This window comes from Ewingella sp. CoE-038-23 (genome assembly GCF_040419245.1).
Taxonomy (GTDB): Bacteria; Pseudomonadota; Gammaproteobacteria; order Enterobacterales; family Enterobacteriaceae; genus Ewingella; species Ewingella allii.
In genome coordinates, this window is sequence record NZ_JAZHOH010000001.1 from 4,218,187 (window position 1) to 4,240,739 (window position 22,553).

Here is a 22,553-nt window from a genome sequence, read left to right on the forward strand (position 1 = left end):
CTATTTCGCAACGATTTACCCCAGTCAGGGGGTAATAACCGGGCAAGGAAGCACGGCGCTATCGCCGTCCCCATTCCGCCTGAACGCTTCGCGAGGACCTATGCAACTACTCTCTCAACGTGCTTATAAAATTACCGGCTTTTCACATGAAATCAGCCCGGCTTATCGGCAGAAACTGCTGTCACTGGGCATGCTGCCCGGCTCTCTGTTTAATATTATCCGCGTAGCGCCCATGGGTGATCCGGTACAAATCGAAACCCGTCGCACCAGTCTGGTCGTGCGCAAAAAAGACCTCGACCTGTTAAAGCTGGAAATTCAGGCCTGATGATTTTTTCAGCGCGGGCTCGCTTTAATTTAATGCCCGCGCCGCTCTCTTCTCTCACGTAGAAATCAACGTATGAAAGCACTGACTATTGGCTTAATTGGTAATCCGAACTCCGGCAAAACCACCCTTTTCAACCAATTAACTGGCGCACGTCAACGCGTGGGGAATTGGGCAGGCGTCACCGTCGAGCGCAAAGAAGGCCAGTTCTCCACGGCCGGGCATCAGGTCACGCTGGTTGATTTACCCGGCACCTACTCGCTCACCACCATCTCCGAGCAAACCTCGCTCGACGAGCAAATTGCCTGCCACTACATTCTCAGCGGCGACGCCGACCTGATAATCAACGTGGTGGATGCCTCGAATCTGGAGCGAAACCTCTACTTAACGCTGCAACTGCTGGAGCTTGGCATTCCCTGCATTGTGGCGCTGAATATGCTGGATATTGCCCAGACCCAGAACATCACTATTGATATTTCTGCTCTGGAAAAACGGCTGGGTTGCCCGGTCATTGCGCTGATTTCTACCCGCGCCAGCGGCATCAGCGAGCTGAAAAAATGCATTGATAGCCGCCCTGCCGCCTCTGACCTCTCTCGGGTGATTTACCCGCCGATTTTACAGCAGGAAGTGGACGCCATGGCCGACGCCATGCCCGACACTCTGCCATTACAACAGCGCCGCTGGCTGGCCTTGCAGATGCTGGAAGGCGACATTTATAGCCAGACTCACGCCCCGCAAGCCGCCGCGCTATTGCCCGCCGTGCGCCAAAGGCTGGTCAGCCAGCAGCATGAAGACCCGGCGCTGCTGATCGCCGATGCGCGCTATCAGAGCATCGTCAATCTGTGCGAGGCGGTAAGTAATTCACACCTGACCGCGCCGAATCGCATGACGCAACTTCTCGACCGGGTGATCCTCAACCGTTTCCTCGGCGTGCCGATTTTCCTGCTGGTGATGTACCTGATGTTCCTGCTGGCGATTAACATCGGTGGCGCGCTGCAGCCGATTTTCGATATCGGCTCGGCGGCTGTCTTCATTCAGGGCATGCAGTGGGTTGGCTTCACCCTGCACTTCCCGCAGTGGCTGACGATTTTCCTCGCGCAGGGGATTGGCGGCGGTATCAACACCGTGCTGCCCCTGGTGCCGCAAATTGGCATGATGTACCTGTTCCTCTCCTTCCTCGAAGACTCCGGCTACATGGCGCGAGCCGCGTTCGTGATGGACCGACTGATGCAGGCCTTGGGGCTGCCGGGCAAATCCTTCGTGCCGCTGATCGTCGGCTTCGGCTGCAATGTGCCTTCGATTATGGGCGCGCGCACCTTGGACGCGCCGCGCGAAAGGCTGATGACCGTCATGATGGCGCCCTTTATGTCCTGCGGCGCGCGTCTGGCGATTTTTGCCGTATTCTCCGCCGCGTTCTTTGGCCAGAGCGGCGCCTCCGTGGTGTTCTCGCTCTATCTGCTCGGCATTGTGGTCGCCATTCTCACCGGCTTGGTGCTGAAATACACCATCATGCGCGGTGAAGCTTCTCCCTTCGTGATGGAACTGCCGGTTTACCACATTCCGCATCTGAAAAGCCTGCTGCTGCAAACCTGGCAGCGCCTGAAAGGTTTTGTGCTGCGCGCGGGTAAAGTCATTGTTATCGCAAGTATTTGTATCGGCGCGCTGAACAGTTTCTCCTTTAGCGGCAAGGCGGTGGACAACATTAATGACTCGGCGCTGGCCAGCGTCAGTAAAGTGCTAACCCCGCTGCTGAAACCGATGGGCGTTCACGAAGACAACTGGCAGGCGACGGTTGGGCTAGTAACCGGCGCGATGGCGAAAGAAGTGGTGGTCGGCACGCTCAACACCTTATATACCGCCGAGCACATCACCACGCAGGAGTTTGATGCCGCCAACTTCAACCTGTTGGATGAACTGAATGGCGCGGTACACGAAACTTGGCAGGGTTTGAAAGACACCTTCAGCCTGAGCGTGCTGTCGAACCCGATTGAAGCCAGCAAGGGCGACGGCGAAATGGCTGCCACCTCGATGGGCGTGATGAGCAGTAAATTTGGCACGGCGATTTCAGCTTATAGCTACCTGATCTTTGTGCTGCTGTATGTGCCTTGCGTGTCGGTCATGGGGGCCATCGCTCGCGAAACCAGCCGTGGATGGATGTCCTTCTCCATCGCCTGGGGGCTGAACGTGGCCTATTCGCTGGCAACCCTGTTCTTCCAGACCGCCACCTTTAGCCAGCATCCGGCCAGCAGTCTGGGCATCATTCTCACCGTGATTGCTTTTAATGCGCTGGTGTTGGTGGCGCTGAGGAAAATGCGCAGCCGCGTGACCGTCACGCTGAAACCGCGCAACGTCGCCGCCTGCTGCCAGCCGGCAGTTAACGATTGCCATTAAGGAGTTGAGATGACTTCTCTGATAGCCGTTCGCGATAACGTCGCACTGGCCGGAATGGCCGATGCACGCCAGCTGAGCCTGCAACTGAAAGCGCCGCAGCCGCTGGTGCAGGCGATGCTCGACAAACTGGTAGCGATGAGAAAGCTGGAGGCCGTTGAACCTGATAACAGCTGCCTCAGCGGCAGCTGCAAAAGTTGTGCAGACGGCAAAAAATGTCTGACCGTCAGCTACCGGCTGATCCCCTCTTAACTCAGCGATTGCCACGGATCGCGGACTTGCACCAAGCCCGCGTCCGTTTCTAATTCCACCTCACCGCCCTGCAACCACTCGCCGAGGGCAAAGTCGCCCTGCGGCGTCACGATTTGTACATCGGTGCGGCACGGCAGCTGCTGCAAAGTATTGCTCAACTCACGGAACGCCTCTGGCGATACCGGCTGGTCACAGCGGATCAGCAAGTCGAGATTGCTGTCGGCGTGCATCGCCGGGATATCACTGGCCATAGTGTAGGCGCAGCTACCGATCACACCCCATGTCCACGGCCATTTCAGGCTGGCAAAGGTGATCAGCGACTGCATTGGAGGCAGGGAAATAAAGCGTGAATGCAGTAATGACACCGGATTGGCGACTAGCGATTCCGGCGTCACGGTACGCACGATGGAGGAAGGTGCCACCCAGGCCGTCGCCCGCTGAGTGCGCGTCATACCACGAATTCCCACGGCGATTGCGCCATCAGCACGCTGCCCCCGACGCACCACCAGCGGTAAATGCGTCCGCCAGTGGCTTACCCACTCGGGCAAGGCTTGATCACTTTCCAGCGCCGAACGGTCGGCAATCCAAATCAGGTCATGGGCACGCGGCAAACTCATCGTTTAGCTTCCTTATTATTCAAAGCAGCAAAAACCCCACTGCAATAAAGGGTAGTCAGCTAATGATACACAACCCGCCCGCGAACTTAACCTGAAGAATGCTCCATAAAAAAGGGCGCCCTTAGGCACCCTTCTCGTGAAGACCGTAAAACTTATTTGCCGTTAAAAACTTATTTGTCTTTAAAGACTTCAGCCGTTGCGCTGATTTTCTTCTTCTCTTGACCACCGATGATCACGAAGTATTTGCCGCCTTTCTCATCAGCCTGCTTGGACAGCTCTTCGCGCGCGTCCATTGGTGCAGTGTATTCATTGCTGGTCGTGATGGTACCCAGGCTAACCAAACCTTTCTCTTGTGCCACTTCTTTAGTGATCAACTCTGCCGCCATTGCGCTGGTTGAGAATACGCCTGCCAGAACGACTGCTGCCATAATTTTATAAGATTTCATGAAGTTACCTCTAAGAGTGATTATTTTGATAAAGCTCCCATGACAATACCGACGATGAAACCCGCGCTGGCGTAACCTTCCTGGCCTGACACCAAAATCCCCCAGAAACGCGGCGTGATGTCACCGAGCCATAGGCTGGCCCGACAATCACTGTTCGGTATTATCTGCCTAAGTATTAGTCACGCCCAAAAAATATCCAGTAGAAATGTATAAAATATTTACATGAAATTTCAATGTGTGACAGCGAACTGCTTTATCTGCTCACAAAAGGCTTCTGGGTGAGAAATAAAAGGCGCATGGGCCGATTTTTCAATGATATGCGACTCGCTTTCCGGCCACAGGGCATCCAATAACGGCACAATTTTGCGCGGCACCAGACCGTCGAGCGCGCCATAAATTCGCAGCATCGGCACGCTGAGTTGGCACATAGCCTGACGCAAATCCACCTGCCGCAAAATCTCTAATCCACCATTGAGCACCTCTACCGACGGCATCGGCTGGCCCAGCACAACCGACTTCAACATGCGGGCATCCTGACGGGCGCTGTCGCTGCCCAGCGTTTGCAGGGCCAGAAAACGCTCCACCGTGCGCTGGAAATCCTCACTCAGCTGGTGCTGGAAACCGTGCAGCACTTCGGACTTAATCCCCGGCCACTCGTCGTGGGCGGCAAAACAGGGGGAAGAGGCCACGGTGATCAGCTTTTCGACGCGCGCTGGCGCACTCAGGGCAATCTGGCTGGCGACCAGCCCGCCCAGCGACCAGCCTAGCCACACGGCTTTTTCTGGCGCGGCGGCGAGCACGGTGTCGGCCATCTCCTCAATACTCATCGGCCCAAAACCTTCACTGCGGCCATAGCCCGGCAGGTCCACCAGGTGCAGCCGAAAATGCGGCGCGAGTCGCTCGGCGGTGTAACGCCAGACTTCCGCATTCAGCCCCCATCCGTGAAGCAGCACAAGATCGAGATCGCCTTCACCAAAGGTCTGCCAGTAGAGCTTATTCATAGGGTAATGTCCGTTGGGTTTCGAAATCCACTGAGGGAAAAGTGATGTTAAGGATAACAATTCAGGCGCAGTGCTGGCTATGCCAACAGCCGCTGCATCTTGCGCGGCACGGCATCTGTAGCGTTTGCGTCAAATACCTCCCCGTGCCGCCGCCCTGCTGCCCGCGCTGCGGCCTATCCAGCAGCCACGCCAAACTCGACTGCGGGCGCTGCCTGCGCAAGCCGCCGCCGTGGGACGCCTTGGTGCAAGTGAGTGACTACATTGCGCCACTCAGCGGCTTAGTGATGCGTCTGAAATTCGCCAAACAGCCCGAGCTGGCCATACCGCTCGCCAGGCTGCTGCTGTTTCGCTGGCTGGCGCGGTTTCGGGCCGGCGAGTTGGTTCGCCCGGATATTTTGCTCAGCGTGCCTTTGCATCGCCGACGCTACTTTGGACGTGGCTATAACCAGAGCGAATTGCTGGCCGCGCCGTTGGCTCACTGGTTGCAATGCCAATTTCACCCCTATGCTTTGCAGCGAATTCGCGCCACGCCGCCGCAGCAACGGCTTTCCGAATCAGCACGAAAAATGAATCTACGCCGAGCCTTTATTTGCCGCGAAAACTTCCACGGCAAGCATGTTGCGCTGCTTGATGATGTTGTTACAACGGGGAGCACATTATGTGAAATCAGTAAGTTACTGAGAAATCAGGGGATTGCCTCGCTACAGATTTGGTGCGTTTGTCGCACCTTGTAGTCGGCTAAGTAAAGGGCGTATTATAACCAACTGGAGTAGTCAACTATTGAGCCAATGTTATGATTCTTATTACCGATGCTGCCCAAGCGCACTTTGCCAAACTGTTGGCAAGCCAAGAAGAAGGCACCCAGATCCGCGTATTCGTGATCAACCCCGGTACGCCGACCGCGGAGTGCGGTGTGTCCTACTGCCCACCTGACGCGGTGGAAGCAACGGATACTGAATTGAAATTCGAAAAGCTGTCCGCTTACATCGACGAGCTGAGCAAGCCTTATCTGGCTGATGCTGAAATCGACTTTGTTACCGACCAGCTTGGCTCACAGCTCACGCTGAAAGCCCCTAATGCGAAAATGCGTAAAGTTTCTGACGACGCGCCGCTGATGGAACGCGTTGAATATCAACTGCAATCTCGTATCAACCCACAGCTTGCCAGCCACGGCGGCCGCGTCTCTCTGATGGAAATCACCGATGACGGCATCGCGGTTCTGCAATTCGGCGGCGGCTGTAACGGCTGTTCAATGATTGATGTCACCCTGAAAGACGGCATCGAGAAAGAACTGCTGGAAAACTTCCCAGAGCTGAAAGGCGTTCGTGACCTGACCGAACACCAGCGCGGCGAGCACTCGTTCTACTAATAGAACAGCTTGCCAAGGCTAGAAAACAGAAGGGTTCAGCTAAGTTGAACCCTTTTTTCATGCCTTTTTGCGTCTTCGGTCCAAATCCTTTATCAGCCGATTGACCCACTCGTCGCTAAACATCTCCTCGAGACTGTGAGTCAGTTTGCGCTGCCAGTTGGGGTATTCCGTATTGGTGCCGGGCACGTTGACCGGCGTCGCCATGTCCAGCCAATCTTCAGGTTGCAGGCCCAGTAAGGCGCTGGCGCTGCCCGCCAGATATCGCTGCAAACCGCGATTTAACGCTGGGGTCATCGACATCCGGCTGGCCTGTTTTCCGACGCTTTTCGCTACGCAGCCCTGACGATGCAGCGCATCCAGCAGGTTCTGCTTATTGGTTTCCCGCTCGGCGCGCAGCCGCGCCAGCACGCTGGCATCCGGGTAAATCCCCAGCTTCTCACCGAGCGTGAGATCGCCCCCTTCCCAATAGCCGCGCAGAGTCGGTAAATCATGAGTGGTTACCGTGGCCATCGCCTGCGTGATGTACTCTCCCGGCGCGCGATAAACGCCTTTTTTCTCCTGCTCGAAATAGAGCACTTTGTAGGAGTAAACGCCGCTGTCGCGCAGGCTGGCGACAATCTCTTGCGGCACGATACCCAAATCTTCGCCAATCACCATGCACCGGTGGCGCTGGCTTTCTAAGGCCAGCACGCCGAGCAGGTCTTGCAGGGGATAACGCACATAAGCCCCTTTCGCCGCATGTTCGTGGGCGGGGATCCACCACAGCCGCAGCAGCCCCATCACGTGATCGATGCGCAGCGCACCGCACTGCGACATATTGGCGCGCAGTAAATCGATAAATGGCTGATAGGCGCGATCTTGCATTACGTGGGGATCTATCGGCGGAAGCCCCCAGTTCTGCCCCTGCGGCCCGAGCAGGTCCGGCGGCGCGCCGACCGTCGCCCGCAAACAGTAGAGGTTGGGGTCAGACCAGGTTTCAGCCCCGCCCTCGGCCACGCCAACGGCCAAATCGCGGTATAAACCTATGGGCATTCCCAGCTCAACGCTGGTTTCATAACAGTCAGAAAATTGCTCGTGGGCTAACCACTGCAACCATAAATAGAACTCTACTTCGTCGGCGTAGCGCTCGCGAAAAGCCACCACGTCGGGGCTGTTAATGTCGCGGTAGGTTTCCGGCCACACAGGCCAGCCCCACAGGCCCAAGTCCAAATCCCGCAGATGAATATGCAGGGCGTCGAAAACAGCAAGCTGATACAGACTTTCGCCACCCAAATGAACAAAACTGCGAAAGTCACGCTTGCGCTGACTGGCCTCCGGCGTGTCGACGAAGGTCTTCCACGCCAGTTTTAGCCCGTCAAATTTCAGCTTCATCACTTGCGCATAGTCGACATATTCCCGGCTGCGCGCCTGATGCAGCGCATCGCGGGTTTCCGGTTCTCGCCACCAGCCCTGGGCTTCTTCGCTTTCAATAAATTCAGGCACTTGGCTAACATCAATGTAAGTGACGTTCAGCCAGCGCCGCGACGATGGGCTGTAGGGGCTGGCGCTAAGCGGGTTGGCCGGATAGAGCGCATGAATCGGGTTGAGGCCAATAAATGCCCCGCCGCGCAGGGCGACCTGCTCCAGCATCTGCTTGAGGTCGCCGAAATCCCCCACGCCCCAGTTCTTTTCTGACCTGAGGGTGTAAAGCTGAACCGTCGCGCCCCAAAGCTTCTCGCCATTGAGTACGGCCTGCGGCTCGTAACAGCGAGACGGCGCGATAATGATGCGACAGCCCCACTGTTTCTTGCCGTGGCTGAGGGTTAACTGGTGATACCCCGTCGGCAGGTTTTTCGGCAAGCTTAGCGGCTGCTTGGCGAAACGCTCCCCGGAGGAAACATCGCCATTTTCCAAGGTTAGCTGCCAGTGCAAATCCGACGAATATTGCGGTGCTAACTCCACCGGCTGGTGCTCATGAAACACCAGCACGGCGGGCAGTGGCGACGCCGAGCCAAGATCCTGCTCGGCGCGCCCCATGGCGGAGAGCAGCGCCTGCTTGGTTTCATCAGAAACTGACTGCACTTCATCCTGCATATTGATAAAACTGTCTATAATACCTGCCTGCTGTGCCGCGTGTTCGAGTTGCTTGCCCTCCATTCCTGCTCCTACCGTTTGGCCTGCCAGATGCGTTGCTGATAATCGTGAATCGAGCGGTCGGCGCTAAACATGCCGACGCGAGCCGTGTTGAGAATAGCGCGGCGGGTCCACTCGTCGGCGTCGCGGTAAAGTGCATCGACGTTTTTCTGCGCCTCGCAATAGGCAGCAAAATCGGCCAGTACCAGATAAGGGTCGCCGCCCTCTTTGAAGCTATTAAGCATCAAATCAAAAGCGTGTTTATCCCCTTTGGTGAAGAAGCCGTTGGCGAGTTCGTCGAGAATGGCTTTGAGATGTTTATCCTTTTTCACCACGCTCTGCGGTTTATAGCCTTTCTTTTGCAGCGCCTTAACGCCATCAACGTCCAGACCAAAGATAAAGATATTCTCATCCCCCACCTGCTCGGCAATCTCAACATTGGCGCCGTCCAGCGTGCCGATCGTCAGCGCACCGTTGAGCGCCAGCTTCATGTTGCCGGTGCCCGACGCCTCTTTACCGGCGGTGGAAATCTGCTCTGAGACATCGGCGGCCGGGATCATCAACTCCGCCACCGACACAGAATAGTCGGGGATAAACACCACTTTCAGGCGATCGCCGACGATCGGATCGTTGTTGATCGCCTCGGCAACTTGATTGATGGCATAGATGATGTTTTTCGCCAAGTAGTAGCCCGGAGCGGCTTTCGCGCCGAACAGGAAAACGCGGGGGACGATATCCAGTTTTGGATTCTCGCGAATTTGCTTATACAGCGACAAGATGTGCAGCAGATTCAGATGCTGGCGTTTGTACTCATGCAGGCGCTTAATCTGCACGTCAAAGATGGCGTTCGGATTGAGTTTGATCCCCAGCCGCTGCCAGACGTACTCGGCAAGGCGCACTTTATTGTCATGCTTTATCTTGCGGTACTCTTTGCAGAATTTTTTGTCTTTTACGCCGCTTTCCAGCTGCTTTAGCAAGCTGAGATCGGTCACCCACGCGTCCGTCTCAAGACGCTTATCGATCAGCGCCGAAAGCGCCGGATTACACTGTTTAATCCAGCGGCGCGGCGTGATGCCGTTGGTGACATTGTGGAATTTTTCCGGCCACAGCTGGTGATACTCGGGGAACAGGTCTTTCACCACTAAATCAGAATGCAGCGCGGCGACGCCGTTGACGGCAAACCCGGCCACCACGCACAGGTTCGCCATGCGCACCTGCTTGTCATGATGAACCGCCAGTTTGGCCCACACCTGTTCGTCGCCCGGCCACTGTTTGTCGACCACTTTCTTAAAGTTGGCGTTGATCTGTTTGATTATCTGGAAGTGTCGCGGCAGCAGGCTGCGCACCAGCTTTTCATCCCAGGTTTCTAGCGCTTCTGGCATCAATGTGTGGTTGGTATAAGCAAAGGTGCGGCTGGTGATGTGCCAGGCATCATCCCAGCTAAGCTGGTGCTCATCGATCAGCACCCGCAGCATTTCGGGGATGGCGATGGTCGGGTGGGTGTCGTTGAGCTGAATCACCTCATAGTCCGGCAGCTCGGCAATTTTCCGCCCAAGGAAGTGGTGGCGGCGCAGAATATCGGCCACCGAGCAGGCGCACTGGAAATATTGCTGCATCAGACGCAGGCGTTTGCCCGCCTGATGGTTGTCATTGGGGTACAGCACCTTGGTTAACTTGGCGGCATCAACGCCCTGCTGCTCAGCTTTAAGGAACTCGCCGTCGTTGAATTTCTCCAAATCAAAGGGGTGCGGGTGGGTGGCTTCCCACAGGCGCAGCGGCTGGGTGACGCCGTTGCGATAGCCAATCACCGGCAAGTCCCAAGCCTCGCCACGCAGGGTAAACTCCGGCTCCCAGCGGCTAACGCCGGCATCGTTCTTGACGATTTTCCCGCCGATACCCACGCTGACGGCCAGCGAGCTGTTGTGGCGGAACCACGGATATTGGTTGCGATGCCAATCGTCCGGCGACTCTTTCTGCTGCCCATCGACAAAGCGTTGGCGGAACAAACCGTATTGATAGTTCAACCCATAGCCAATCGCAGGCTGGCCGACGGAGGCCATGGCGTCGAGGTAGCAGGCGGCCAATCGCCCCAAGCCCCCGTTGCCCAGAGCCGGGTCAATTTCCTCTTCCAGCAAGTCGCTTAGGTTAATATCAAACTGCTTCAGCACGTCAGCGACGGTGTCGAACCAACCTAGGTTAATCAGGTTGTTACCCGTCAAACGCCCCACCAGAAACTCCATGGAGATGTAGTTCACATGGCGCGTTATCTTCTGGCGCTTTTTGCTGGCGGGGACGGTATCATTTTGGGGAGGAAGCTGTTCGGCGACGGCGGCGCTAACGGCATGCCACCATTGATGTAAAGTCATGTCCTTGGCGGAAGTGAGCCCGAAGGCTTGCCATTGGCGGGTTAGCGCCGCCAAAAAAACGTCCTGCTTGAGAGTGGGCTTGGTCATAAGGCAGCTCTTTCCTTTTCGTTACACTACGGGAGAAGAAGTCTGTTCTGCATGAAAGCGAAATCTGTGATCTGGGATCAACTATAGGTATAAACCCAATAGGACAAAAAAGCTCATCGCGAGGGCGCGATAAGCTTAGGGATTTGTTGGTAAATATTACGGCTGGAGGCCAAGCAACAGCGCTAATTCTGGCCGTAATAAGCGTCCGGGCCATGTTTGCGAGTAAAATGTTTGTTCAGAAGATAGTCATCCATCGGCGGTAATTGCCGGTTAAGGGTGCCGGTTATCCACGCCATTTTTGCCACTTCTTCCAGCACCACGGCATTGTGTACCGCCATTTCAGGCGTGGTTCCCCAGCAGAAGGGGCCATGCTGCGAAACCAGAATGCCGGGCATATGCAAGGGGTCAGCGTCCCCCAGCGTTTCGGCAATCACGTGGCCCGTTTCCAGCTCATATTCACCCGTCACTTCAGCTCGGCTGAGTGGTCGAGTACAGGGGATCGCCCCCGCGAAGTAGTCAGCATGAGTGGTACCCAGCGCGGGAATAGGTGCATTGGCCTGCGCCCATGAAGTGGCATAGGTTGAGTGCGTGTGAACAATGCCGCCCAGCTCTGGGTAACGGGCATAGAGCGCGAGATGGGTTGCCGTGTCAGAAGAAGGTTTGAAATGCCCTTCGACCACATCACCCAGCATATTCACCACTACCATGTCGTCGGCACTCATCACTTCATACTCTACGCCGCTGGGTTTGATCACCATCAGGCCGGAGGTCCGGTCGATGCCGCTGACATTGCCCCAAGTAAAGGTGACTAAACCCCGTGCTGGCAGCGCCATATTGGCGTCGAAAACCTGTCTTTTCAGTTGCTCTAACATACTGCGGCCTCCACGTTTAACCCGGCTTTCTGCATTTTATCTACCACCCATGCGCGAGCTTCGCGCACCTCTTTGACAGGGTCAGCAGCGGTTTCACTCCACATTTCAATCAAATAGGGACCGCAATAGCCCGTGTCGAGCAGCGTTTTAAAGCAGCGTTCGAACTCCACCACTCCTTGGCCAAAAGGCACATTTTTAAATACGCCCTGCTGGGTATCTTTGACGTGTACCGCCACGATATGCCCTGCGCCACTCGCCAATTCCATTTGCACGTCGTTATCCCATGCCGATAAGTTGCCGATGTCTGGATAGAGCTGGAACCAGGGGTTATTGAGGTAATGGGCATAGCCCAAAGCTTTGCTGATGGAGTTCATCAGCGGGTAATCCATGATTTCCATCGCCAGCGTGACCTGCGCGCGACTTGCCATCTCCACGGCCTCCTTCAGGCCAGCGCGAAAACGCTCACGCGTATGGTCATTGGCATCTTGGTAATAGACGTCATAGCCCGCAAGCTGAATAACCCGAATACCAAGGTCTTGCGCCAGCACAATGGCTTTACGCATCACCTCCAGCCCCTGCGCGCGGGTGGCATCATCTTCGGACCCAAGTGGGAAACGGCGATGCGCACTGAGGCACATGGAAGGAATGCGAACACCGGTGCGGGCAACGGCATCTACCACCGCCATTCGCTGTTCGCGACTCCAGTCCAGCCGCGCCAATCGGTGATCGCTTTCATCGACCGACATTTCGACGAAATCAAAGCCTAGCTCTTTGGCCATTTTCAGGCGTGCGAACCAGTCTTCCCCCGCAGGCAGGGCCTTTTCATAAATACCGAGTGGAACGGCTTTGTGCATCATTGCGCTGTCCTTAGCCCCAAAGCTGGCTGATTGATTTTTTGAACTGGCGAGCGGCCTCGACCGGGTCTTTCGCATCACGAATACTGCGACCAGCGATAAAGACGTGCACCGGGATATCTTTAAACAGCGGCAGATCTTCCAGCGCCAGACCACCGGTGATGGTGACTTTAAAGCCCATGCTGGACAGGCGTTGAATTGCCGTAATATCGGCATCGCTCCAGGCTACGCCGGCGGCCTGTGCGTCACGGCTGCGGTGATACACCACTTGCTGAATTCCGGCAGCGCGCCACTCCTGAGCCTGTTCCCACGTCCAGTAGCCTGTCAGTTCAATTTGCACGTCGCCGCCAAACTCTTTTGCGACTTCCAACGCGCCCTTGGTGGTATTGATGTCAGCACAGCAGATAACCGTCACCCAATCGGCATTGGCTTCAAAGCACATGCGCGACAAAATTTTCCCTGCGTCAGCAATTTTGGCATCGGCTAATACGATTTTTTCTGGATACAGTGCTTTCAAATCACGGACGGCGCGAACCCCTTCCGCCACGCACAAAATGGTACCCACTTCGATAATGTCAACTTCATTAGCTATCAGGCGCGTGGTTTTGTAGGCGTCGTCCATCGACTGGTTATCAAGCGCAACCTGCAACATCGGTAATGTTTTAGACATGCTATGTTCCCTTTACGTTTAGTCAGTCAACGCAGCGTCAGAAGCTGCTGAGGTTTTATCTATTAAATCCAGCACTTGCTGAGCCGTGGTACAGGCGCGCAAGCGATCAAAGTTCTCTTCATCTTCAAACAGGTTCACCACCTGCATGATGCCCACCTCTTGATGGGCATTGGCATCGACCGCCGCCAGGGTGATCAGGATGTCCACCGGGTCGTTATCTTCATGGTTGAAGACCAAAGGTTTTTTCAAAGTGACCAGCGCAAACCCCGTTTTGAGCACCCCCTCTTCCGGGCGGCCGTGTGGCATCGCCAGACCGGGAGCAATCACGAAATAAGGACCGAAGCGCTCGACGCCATCGAGGATCGCCTGGTAGTAGCGCGGTTCAACCACGCCCGCCGCTACCAGCATATCCACCCCGATTTTCACCGCCTCCTGCCAGGTTTCAGCCTCGGCATTCAGGCGAATAGAGTCATTTTCAGCCAGAGAATGACGTAATTTCATGGCGTTATCCTTACTTCTTCAGATCGCTAGCGAAGTGCGCGTTAATCACTTCCATCACTTTCGGGCCAAAATCTGCCGCAGAAAGCATATTGCGCACGCCAACGACGTATTTATTGCCGCTCACGGTGATTTCATCCGCTACGTGGGTTGAAGCCACGATGATATCTGCCCCGCCGAGTTCAGATTTGTATTCCCCTACTGCGCAGCTGTTCATGGTGTGATCAACACCCTCTTGGGTGAGAAACTGGCCAATTTTCATTTTCATGATCATTGAACTGCCTTGCCCGCAACCGCATACCGCTAGAATTCGTACTGTCATGTGAAAATCTCCGGTCAATGTGAAATAGATAAATAAGAGTGAGTGACTTAGTGAGAAGCAGGCTGGCTAAGCGCCTGTTTTTCAGCATCTTCTTCGGCACGCAGGCTGCGACCGGCGAAGTACATATAAAGCAGCGCGATGACGACGATGACGCCCATAAAGGCCATGCCGATACTGAAGAAGCCCTGCATCAGTGGTGGTGCCAGAATCGACCAGTCGGCCATGCCCATCCAGGCACTCAGGCCTGTCAGCTTGATAGCCCAGACGCAGCCGAAGATCTCCAGCATGCCCATCACCAGACAGATTTTGAGCGCCGCGCGCCAGCCGCCAAAGTGGTTGGCGAACACGCCAATGGTGGCGTTGGAGAAGAACATCGGAATAAAGCCGGGAATGATCATGATGGAAGAACCGAGTGCGAACAGAATGCCCACGGCGATCAGTTGCCCGATGGTGCCCCACATAAAGCCCCAGACCACGGCGTTCGGCGCGAAGCTGTAAATCGCCGCACAGTCGATAGCTAAAACCGCACCGGGAATTAAGCGTTGGGAGATGCCGTTAAAGGCTTCGGTTAATTCAGCGACGAACATGCGCACGCCCTGAATAATGATGAAAATAGCGACCGCAAACATCAGGCCCGTTTGCAGGATATAGATAGTCCAGTGGGTTTTACCGGCCATCAGTTGCAAGGTATCAAGCCCAAACGAGCAGAGGATGATGCCGAAGAAAATCGTCATCACGATGGCCGTCGAGACGATATTGTCATGGAAGATATTCAACCAGCCCGGCAGCTTGAGGTTCTCGACGCTGTCTTCTTTTTTACCCAGATAAGGGGCGATTTTATAAGCAATCCATGAGGCGAATTGCTGCTGGTGCCCAATCGAGAAGCCGCTGTTTTCCGTCACGGCCTGAGTGGGTTTGTACATCATGTTGGAGGTAATGCCCCAGTAGAGCGAGACCAGAAACGCCGTCGCCCAAATGGTGGTCCACATCGGGTAGCCCATCACAAAGAAGAACACGGCGATAAGCCCGGCCTGTTGGAACATGATGTGGCCGGTCAGCATGATGGTGCGAATGCCCGTAATACGGCGGAAAACGACATACAGAATGTTGAGAGCCAGGGCGATTAGTACGGCATAGCCCACCCAGCTGTAGGCTTCACCCATTCTTTCAACCGTTGCCATCATTGAGGCGTAGGTGTCAGAAATGGCGCCATTAATGCCATACACTTCAGAAAGCTTGGCAACCACGGGTTTGAACGTGCTGGTCAAAATCCCCGAGCCGGCCTGTAGCAACATAAAACCGATGATGGTTTTGATGGTGCCCTTGATGACGACACTCACGCTTTTCCTAAGCAGGATGTAGCCCAGCATGGTGACAATACCCAGCAGCAGCGGGGCATTGGTCATGACTTGATTAAAAAATACGGTGAATACGGTGTAGAGGAATTCCATAAGACTCTCCGTTAACCTTCGAGAGACACGCTTTGAGAAGATCACGCAAAGCGATAGTCACAAATACTGTAAGGACGGATGCACAGTAACGCTCACAATAAATCATTAAAAGATTGAAGATGATTATTTGTGATACTCCTCGCAAGATATCCGCTTCAAGAATATCCACGATAAAACAAAAATTACATTTAAAGCTTTAAATTCATAAAGATATAACAATAACCAGCAATTACCTCAGTCAGTTAACTCTTGGCTTTCAAGCTCAAAGGTTGGCTCGACCAACAGATAAACTCTCAAAACCCATCTTGTATCGATGATTTATTGGTGCTAAGTTCGGCGCATAGCAATCATATGTAATCACCAAAAATCATTCAGACTAAAAATATCGACACATTGGTGTCATGAAGAGGGTCAAACCATGAGTAAAGTTCAAAGCATTACCCGCGAGTCGTGGATACTGAATACTTTCCCAGAGTGGGGAACCTGGCTTAATGAAGAGATTGAGCAAGAGCGCGTCGCGCCGGGGACCTTCGCGATGTGGTGGCTCGGCTGTACCGGGATCTGGTTGAAATCAGAGGGTGGGGCGAATATTTGCGTCGATTTATGGTGCGGCGTGGGCAAGCAAAATCACAGCAGCCCGCTGATGAAAACCGGCCATCAGATGCAGCGTATGGCGGGGGTGAAAAAGCTCCAGCCGAACCTGCGCACCACGCCATTTGTGCTTGATCCCTTTGCTATTAGAGAGATCGACGCCGTGCTCTCTACCCACGATCATAACGATCACATTGACGTTAACGTCGCCGCCGCCGTCATGCAGAATTGCTCATCAGACGTGCCGTTTATCGGCCCACAGACCTGCGTGGATCTCTGGATGAGCTGGGGCGTACCGGCTGAACGCTGCATCGTGATGACCCCGGGCAAAGTGGTGAAAATCAAAGATGTGGAAATCCACGCGCTGGACTCCTTCGACCGCACCGTGCTAATCACGCTGCCAGCAGACCAAAAAGCCGAAGGCGTGTTGCCAGATATGATGGACAAACGCGCGGTGAACTACCTGTTCAAAACGCCAGGCGGCAATCTGTACCATAGCGGCGACTCCCACTATTCCAACTATTTCGCCAAACATGGCAATGAGCATCAGGTGGACGTAGCGCTCGGCTCTTATGGCGAAAACCCGCGTGGCGTAACGGATAAAATGACCAGCGTTGATATTTTGCGCATGGCAGAATCTCTTAAAACTCAGGTAGTTATCCCCTTCCACCATGATATTTGGTCAAACTTCCAGGCTGACCCGCAAGAAATCCGCATGCTGTGGAATATGAAAAAAGACCGACTGAAATATGACTTTAAGCCATTTATTTGGCAGGTTGGCGGCAAATTTACTTATCCAAATGATAAAGATAATTTCGAATACCACTACCCGCGTGGCTTCGATGACTGCTTCACTTCTGAAACAGATTTACCTTTCAAATCATTCCTTTAATCATATTGGATACAGGCAGGGGCGACCTCCCTGCCTTTTCCAACAAAGAGGTGTAACAAAACTAAGGGTGTATGAATGATTGAATCACTCGATTATAATCACGCAATAATCATTTCCCTTGCGGAGCAATCATGACTGAACCCCAACGTCACAACGCGATCCTTAACCTCTTACAACGTAAGGGCCAGATCTCTGTCTCCGATGTGATCGACAGCTTCGATATTTCTCCGGCCACCGCGCGCCGTGATATCACCAAACTCAATGAGCTGGGGAAATTGCGCAAAGTTCGCAACGGTGCCGAAGCCGTCAGTTCGCCACGGGAGAACTGGACGCCGCTCAATATCCACCAGACTCACAATCTCGATGAGAAAAAACGCATCGCTCAGGCGGCAGCGCAGCTCTGCGAACCGGGTGAAAGTGTAGTGATCAACTGTGGCTCGACGGCATTTCTGCTGGGCCGCGAAATGTGTGGCAAAGATATTCAGGTGATCACCAACTATCTGCCGCTGGCTAACTACCTGATTGAGCAAGAGCACGAAAGCGTGGTCATCATGGGTGGGCAGTACAACAAGAGTCAGTCCATCACCCTCGCGCCACAAGATGGCGATGCGAGCCTGTATGCCGGGCACTGGATGTTCACCAGCGGCGCGGGCCTGACCACCGACGGCCTGTATAAAACCGACATGCTGACCGCCATGGCCGAACAGAAAATGCTCAATTACGTCGGCAAGCTGGCAGTTCTGGTTGATAGCAGCAAAGTCGGCCAGCGCGCGGGAATGCTATTTAGCCGCACCGAGCAAATCGATGTGCTGATCACCGGCAAGGAGGCGGACGTTGAAATCCTTGAACAATTGCGTCAAAAAGGCGTGAGAGTGATTCTGGTTTAAGTCTTAACCCTGTGGTTTGTCTGGTCTTGGTGAGCAAATAATTAGGTAGAATATGCCGATAACTGATTATTGAGGCTCGCCAGAATGGAACAATTTGAATCGATCAGCGTTGAACAAGCGCACACCCGCCTGAAACAGGGCGACGCGGTCATGGTAGATATCCGCGACCCGCAAAGCTTTGGCGCGGCCCATGCTCCGGGGGCATTCCACCTCAGCAATGAAAGCATGCTGGCGTTTATGGAACGCGCCGACACCAAAACCCCAGTGATGGTGATGTGCTATCACGGCATTAGCAGCCGCGGCGCCGCGCAATACCTGCTGACTCAGGGTTTTGAATCGGTTTATAGCATCGACGGCGGTTTCGAAGCCTGGTCAAACACCTTCCCTCAGGATGTAGAAGCCTAATCTCCCCTGCTTCCCCATTCGGCTGAGTCGCCGGTCACCCCAAATATTCCCCCAGTTTAAGTCGCTGCCAATATGGCGGCGGCTTCTCTACATATAACGAACACGTGTGGCGCTGGGGATATATCGTTTGGTTTGGTCCTGAGTGCCAAATGTTCTTAAGCGAAAACAGCTACTGCTTATAAGTATTGATATAATTTATCCCTGATATTTACAGGATATGAAGATGAAACATCTGGAAAACACCCGCCAATTGGGCATGCGTACGCTTGCTGTGCACGCGGGTCAACAGCCTGACCCTTTAACTGGCGCGATCACTACGCCAATCACCGCGACCTCTTCTTTCTCTTACGATGACTTTGACAGCGGCGCGCGTCGCTTCAGCGGCGAAGAGCCGGGCTACTCTTATAGCCGTTTCGCTAACCCAACCGTGGCGGTTGTTGAGCAGAAAATGGCGGCACTGGAAGGCGGCGAAAGTGCCGTGGCCTGTGCCAGCGGCATGGCGGCCATCAGCGCCGTGCTGTTTGCCCTGCTGTCGCCGGGCGATGAGATCATCCACGTGGGTACGCTGTATGGCGGCACCGAGGGTGTGATCCGCAACCTGTTGCCGCGCTACGGCATCAAACCGATTTACGTGGCGGACACCAAAGATCTGCAAGCCGCCCTGACGCCGCAGACCAAAATGGTGTTTGTGGAAACCCCAGCCAACCCCGTTTTGGGTATTGCCGATATTGCAGAAATTGCCCGTATCGCCAAGCAGGCTGGTGCTGTCAGCGTGGTGGATAACACCTTCGCCACCCCTTACCTGACCCGTCCGTTAGATATGGGGATCGACATCTCCCTGCACTCCGCCACCAAATATATCAGCGGTCACGGCGACGCCACCGGCGGTATCGTGGTGGGTAGCAAAGCGCTGATCGACCCAATTCGCGTGCTGTGTCTGAAGCAGTTCGGCGGCTGTTTAAGCCCGTTCGAAGCCGCTTTATTGATCCGTGGTTTGAAAACGCTGCCACTGCGCGTTGAAGCCAGCTCCGTCGGCGCGGCGCATATTGCCGAAGTACTGCATGCGCATCCGGCGGTGTCGCAGGTGTTCTATCCGGGGCTGAAAAGCCATCCGGGCCATGAGATTGCAGCGCGTCAGATGAAACTGTTCGGCGGCATCATGGCAATTGAACTGCGCGGCGGCCGTGAAGCAGCGCGCACCTTCCTCGACAAGCTGACGCTGATCACTCAGGCCGTTTCCGTCGGCGATACCGACTCTCTGGCATGTCACCCGGCAACCACTACGCACAGCGCGGTTTCGCCAGAAGTCCGCCGTCTGAGCGGCATCACTGACGGCTTGGTGCGCATCAGTATTGGCATCGAAGATGTGGAAGATCTGGTGGCAGACCTTGAGCAGGCGCTCGAAGGTCTGTAACAGGCTTTAGTCTTCTTTCAGGTTCGAAAAACGCTCGGCCAGCAGGTCGAGCAGTGCCCTGACGGAAGGCAAAAGTCCTCGTCGTGACGCGAAAACCGCATGAATAATTTCGCGTCGCGGCTGCCAACCCTGCAGCACCTGTATCAGCTCCCCTCGGGCAATCTGCTCCGTCAGCATCATGGTCGGCAACTGCACAATCCCTACGCCAGCCACCGCCGCAGCCCGCAATGCAGGCATACTGCGCGTCACTAAACGCGGCTGATGGCGAATCGCCGCCTGCTCGCCGTCCGGCCCATTCAACGTCCAAACGTGGTCGTTTTGCGGCACGCCCAAATCCAAGCTTGGCCAACCGATAAGATCAGCGGGAGTCAAGGGTAATCCCTGTTTTTCCAATAGCTTGGGGCTGGCCACTAAGCACTGCGCACGGTCCGCCAATACGCGCATCACCAGATCACTGTCTTCCAGCGGCGGCGGCCGAACTCGGATCGCTACGTCAATGCCTTCACCCACCACGTCAACTCGCCGATTGGTAGCTTCCAAATGCACATCCACCAGCGGATATTCGACCATAAATTCTGCCAGCATCTCCGCCACTCGCGCTTCTAGAAGCGCCACGGGGCAGGTGACTCGCACCACGCCGCGCGGTTCGGCGTAGCGCAGTGCAATAGCTTCGTCCGCCGCCTCGGCCTCAATCAGCATTGCGCGGCAGTGCTGGTAATAAACCTGCCCCACCTCGGTCACGGTAAAGCGCCGCGTGGAGCGCTGAATGAGCCGCGTCCCCAGCCTCTCCTCTAGTAGCGCAATGCGGCGGCTGAGCTTGGATTTCGGCATACCCAAGGCGCGCCCGGCCGGCGAGAAACCTCGATGATTCACCACTTCGACAAAATAATAGAGATCGTTCAAATCGCGCATCGCGCTCTCCATATCGTTCTATTAATAGAACACTGCGGACAATTTTAGCATCTACCGGACCAATCGTTGCAGATCTATCATCTTTCCATCAGCCAAGGCAACGTCGTTTTGGCCCCCTTTTTTGACTGGAGATGATGATGAAGAAAATCCTCGGCACGTATAGCGCACCGCGCCAGCACTGGGTTGGCGATGGCTTCCCGGTCCGTTCAATGTTCAGTTACGGCAGTCACGGCAAGCACGTCAGTCCGTTCCTGCTGCTCGACTACGCGGGTCCGGCGCAGTTCGCCCCAAATGATGGCCAGCCGCGCGGCGTCGGGCAGCACCCGCACCGTGGCTTTGAGACGGTCACCATCGTCTATCAGGGTGAAGTGCAGCATCGCGACTCCACCGGCGCGGGCGGCGTTATCGGCCCTGGCGACGTACAGTGGATGACCGCCGGTTCGGGCATTTTGCACGAAGAGTTCCATTCCGAGGCCTTCTCCCGCCAGGGCGGTGGGCTGGAAATGGTGCAGCTGTGGGTCAATTTGCCCGCCAAAGACAAAATGACCCAGCCCGGCTACCAGACGCTGACCGACAAACACATTCCGGCGGTTAATTTGCCGGATAACGCCGGGTATCTGCGGGTGATTGCCGGGGAATTCGACGGCCAACGCGGCCCGGCGCATACCTTTTCGCCGCTGGACGTATGGGACGTGCGGATGACGCAAAACGGTAAGGCGCGTTTCGATATTCCAGCAGGCAGAACCCTAATGCTGGTGATGCTGCACGGCACCTTGCTCATCAACGGCAATGACGTGGTACGCGAAGCGCAGTTGGTGCAGTTCGACCCGCAGGGCAGCAGCATTGAGCTGGAAGCCAATACCGACGCGGTGTTCTTGCTGCTCAGCGGCGAGCCAATTGATGAGCCAATCGTGGGGCACGGGCCTTTCGTGATGAACACGCAGGAGGAGATCAGAGAAGCCATCGACGATTTCAACAGTGGCCGATTTGGTCAGATGCATTCCTAACCTGATGAGTGGCGCTGGCAGCTTAACGCTGGCGCCCCTTCGCGGGTTGGCTTAACGCCTTCGGGCATTTTAACCTTAAAGGAGTTCCCCATGACTGTAGCTTACAAGCGTTTGAACAAAGATGATGTCGCCGTGCTGTTGGTCGATCACCAAACCGGCCTGCTCTCTCTGGTGCGCGATATCGACCCGGATAAATTCAAAAATAACGTGCTGGCCTTGGCCGATATCGCCAGCTACTTCAAGCTGCCGACCATCTTAACCACCAGTTTTGAAGAGGGTCCAAACGGCCCGCTGGTGCCTGAGCTGAAAAGCCAGTTCCCAGATGCGCCCTATATCGCACGCCCTGGGCAGATTAATGCGTGGGATAACGAAGATTTCGTCAAAGCCATCAAAGCCACGGGCAAGAAACAGCTGCTGATCGCCGGCGTAGTCACCGAAGTGTGCGTGGCCTTCCCGGCGCTGTCCGCCATTGAGGAAGGCTTCGAGGTCTTCGTGGTCACCGATGCTTCCGGCACTTTCAATGAAATGACTCGCCATTCGGCATGGGATCGCATGTCCAATGCGGGCGCACAGCTGATGACCTGGTTCGGCGTGGCCTGTGAGCTACACCGCGACTGGCGTAACGATGTGGAAGGGCTGGGCGCGCTGTTCTCCAACCACATTCCTGATTATCGCAACCTGATGACCAGCTACAGCAAACTGACTCAAAACAGCTGATTTTGCGACTTATCAACTTTCCCGCAGGGACGCGGGAATTTTCTTCACTCTGTTATCCCTCCTGCATAATTTGATTTTTCGACAACAACCTTGTCCGCTGA

23 protein-coding genes are annotated in these 22,553 nt (G+C 55.1%); 11 read left to right on the forward strand and 12 right to left on the reverse strand.

Annotated elements, in window-relative coordinates; translation table 11 throughout:
- Positions 1-100: 100 nt before the first annotated feature.
- From feoA to V2154_RS20320, 3 genes are all read left to right on the forward strand, one after another.
- Positions 101-325 (forward strand): ferrous iron transporter A, encoded by a 225-nt coding sequence (feoA, locus tag V2154_RS20310; RefSeq protein ID WP_353503610.1) that lies wholly within the window; start codon positions 101-103, stop codon positions 323-325.
- A 72-nt stretch (positions 326-397) separates the two neighbouring features.
- A complete protein-coding gene (gene feoB / locus V2154_RS20315; protein WP_353503611.1) occupies positions 398-2,713 on the forward strand; it encodes a Fe(2+) transporter permease subunit FeoB in 2,316 nt (771 codons plus the stop codon).
- Between the two features lie 9 nt (positions 2,714-2,722).
- The gene (locus V2154_RS20320; protein WP_353503612.1) at positions 2,723-2,962 is read left to right on the forward strand and encodes a FeoC-like transcriptional regulator; all 240 of its coding nucleotides are present in this window, start codon (positions 2,723-2,725) and stop codon (positions 2,960-2,962) included.
- On the opposite strand, the gene V2154_RS20325 is transcribed toward V2154_RS20320, so the two are convergent.
- The 3 genes from V2154_RS20325 to bioH all read right to left on the reverse strand — a co-directional run bounded on the left by V2154_RS20325 (position 2,959) and on the right by bioH (position 5,026).
- Positions 2,959-3,579: a malonate decarboxylase holo-ACP synthase gene (locus V2154_RS20325; RefSeq protein ID WP_353503613.1), complete on the reverse strand. Its 621-nt coding sequence runs from the start codon at positions 3,577-3,579 to the stop codon at positions 2,959-2,961. The two genes, V2154_RS20320 and V2154_RS20325, sit on opposite strands and share 4 nt — an antisense overlap.
- Positions 3,580-3,749: 170 nt before the next feature.
- Positions 3,750-4,025, reverse strand: a complete 276-nt coding sequence (locus tag V2154_RS20330) for a YdgH/BhsA/McbA-like domain containing protein (protein ID WP_034793855.1) — start codon at positions 4,023-4,025, stop codon at positions 3,750-3,752.
- Positions 4,026-4,255: 230 nt separating this feature from the next.
- Positions 4,256-5,026: a pimeloyl-ACP methyl ester esterase BioH gene (gene bioH / locus V2154_RS20335; RefSeq protein WP_353503614.1), complete on the reverse strand. Its 771-nt coding sequence runs from the start codon at positions 5,024-5,026 to the stop codon at positions 4,256-4,258.
- 44 nt (positions 5,027-5,070) lie between these two features.
- Here bioH and gntX point away from each other — a divergent pair, with 44 nt between their 5' ends.
- Together gntX and nfuA are read left to right on the forward strand one after the other, a co-directional pair.
- On the forward strand, positions 5,071-5,760 hold the full coding sequence (gene gntX, locus V2154_RS20340) for a DNA utilization protein GntX (RefSeq protein WP_353503615.1): 690 nt from the start codon (positions 5,071-5,073) through the stop codon (positions 5,758-5,760).
- Positions 5,761-5,819: 59 nt separating this feature from the next.
- A complete protein-coding gene (gene nfuA, locus V2154_RS20345; protein ID WP_353503616.1) occupies positions 5,820-6,395 on the forward strand; it encodes a Fe-S biogenesis protein NfuA in 576 nt (191 codons plus the stop codon).
- Positions 6,396-6,452: 57 nt separating this feature from the next.
- Here the strand turns inward: nfuA and malQ are convergent, their stop codons facing one another.
- From malQ to ulaA, 8 genes are all read right to left on the reverse strand, one after another.
- The gene (gene malQ, locus V2154_RS20350) at positions 6,453-8,531 is read right to left on the reverse strand and encodes a 4-alpha-glucanotransferase (protein WP_353503617.1); all 2,079 of its coding nucleotides are present in this window, start codon (positions 8,529-8,531) and stop codon (positions 6,453-6,455) included.
- A gap of 8 nt (positions 8,532-8,539) precedes the next feature.
- A complete protein-coding gene (gene malP / locus V2154_RS20355) occupies positions 8,540-10,960 on the reverse strand; it encodes a maltodextrin phosphorylase (protein WP_353503618.1) in 2,421 nt (806 codons plus the stop codon).
- 182 nt (positions 10,961-11,142) lie between these two features.
- A complete protein-coding gene (locus V2154_RS20360; protein WP_185689053.1) occupies positions 11,143-11,832 on the reverse strand; it encodes an L-ribulose-5-phosphate 4-epimerase in 690 nt (229 codons plus the stop codon).
- Positions 11,826-12,689, reverse strand: coding sequence for an L-ribulose-5-phosphate 3-epimerase (locus tag V2154_RS20365; protein WP_353503619.1), 864 nt, complete (start codon positions 12,687-12,689; stop codon positions 11,826-11,828). Before V2154_RS20365 ends, V2154_RS20360 begins: the two co-directional genes overlap by 7 nt.
- A gap of 10 nt (positions 12,690-12,699) precedes the next feature.
- On the reverse strand, positions 12,700-13,356 hold the full coding sequence (locus V2154_RS20370) for a 3-keto-L-gulonate-6-phosphate decarboxylase UlaD (protein WP_034793873.1): 657 nt from the start codon (positions 13,354-13,356) through the stop codon (positions 12,700-12,702).
- 18 nt (positions 13,357-13,374) lie between these two features.
- Complete coding sequence (gene ulaC, locus V2154_RS20375; protein ID WP_353503620.1) at positions 13,375-13,857, reverse strand: PTS ascorbate transporter subunit IIA; 483 nt, start codon at positions 13,855-13,857, stop codon at positions 13,375-13,377.
- A 10-nt stretch (positions 13,858-13,867) separates the two neighbouring features.
- The gene (gene ulaB / locus V2154_RS20380; RefSeq protein ID WP_353503621.1) at positions 13,868-14,176 is read right to left on the reverse strand and encodes a PTS ascorbate transporter subunit IIB; all 309 of its coding nucleotides are present in this window, start codon (positions 14,174-14,176) and stop codon (positions 13,868-13,870) included.
- 47 nt (positions 14,177-14,223) lie between these two features.
- Positions 14,224-15,627: a PTS ascorbate transporter subunit IIC gene (gene ulaA, locus V2154_RS20385; protein ID WP_353503622.1), complete on the reverse strand. Its 1,404-nt coding sequence runs from the start codon at positions 15,625-15,627 to the stop codon at positions 14,224-14,226.
- Between the two features lie 418 nt (positions 15,628-16,045).
- Between ulaA and ulaG the strand changes: the two genes are divergently transcribed.
- The 4 genes from ulaG to V2154_RS20405 all read left to right on the forward strand — a co-directional run bounded on the left by ulaG (position 16,046) and on the right by V2154_RS20405 (position 19,816).
- Positions 16,046-17,110, forward strand: a complete 1,065-nt coding sequence (ulaG, locus tag V2154_RS20390; RefSeq protein WP_353503623.1) for an L-ascorbate 6-phosphate lactonase — start codon at positions 16,046-16,048, stop codon at positions 17,108-17,110.
- 131 nt (positions 17,111-17,241) lie between these two features.
- Positions 17,242-17,997: an HTH-type transcriptional regulator UlaR gene (gene ulaR, locus V2154_RS20395; protein WP_353503624.1), complete on the forward strand. Its 756-nt coding sequence runs from the start codon at positions 17,242-17,244 to the stop codon at positions 17,995-17,997.
- A gap of 84 nt (positions 17,998-18,081) precedes the next feature.
- Positions 18,082-18,402, forward strand: a complete 321-nt coding sequence (glpE, locus tag V2154_RS20400) for a thiosulfate sulfurtransferase GlpE (RefSeq protein ID WP_034793888.1) — start codon at positions 18,082-18,084, stop codon at positions 18,400-18,402.
- Between the two features lie 223 nt (positions 18,403-18,625).
- On the forward strand, positions 18,626-19,816 hold the full coding sequence (locus V2154_RS20405) for a trans-sulfuration enzyme family protein (protein WP_353503625.1): 1,191 nt from the start codon (positions 18,626-18,628) through the stop codon (positions 19,814-19,816).
- Between the two features lie 6 nt (positions 19,817-19,822).
- Here the strand turns inward: V2154_RS20405 and V2154_RS20410 are convergent, their stop codons facing one another.
- Positions 19,823-20,728, reverse strand: coding sequence for a LysR family transcriptional regulator (locus V2154_RS20410; protein WP_353503626.1), 906 nt, complete (start codon positions 20,726-20,728; stop codon positions 19,823-19,825).
- Between the two features lie 137 nt (positions 20,729-20,865).
- On the opposite strand from V2154_RS20410, the gene V2154_RS20415 reads away from it, so the two are divergent.
- On the forward strand, positions 20,866-21,735 hold the full coding sequence (locus V2154_RS20415; protein ID WP_353504040.1) for a pirin family protein: 870 nt from the start codon (positions 20,866-20,868) through the stop codon (positions 21,733-21,735).
- A gap of 90 nt (positions 21,736-21,825) precedes the next feature.
- Positions 21,826-22,452, forward strand: a complete 627-nt coding sequence (ycaC, locus tag V2154_RS20420) for an isochorismate family cysteine hydrolase YcaC (RefSeq protein ID WP_353503627.1) — start codon at positions 21,826-21,828, stop codon at positions 22,450-22,452.
- Positions 22,453-22,553: the final 101 nt, after the last annotated feature.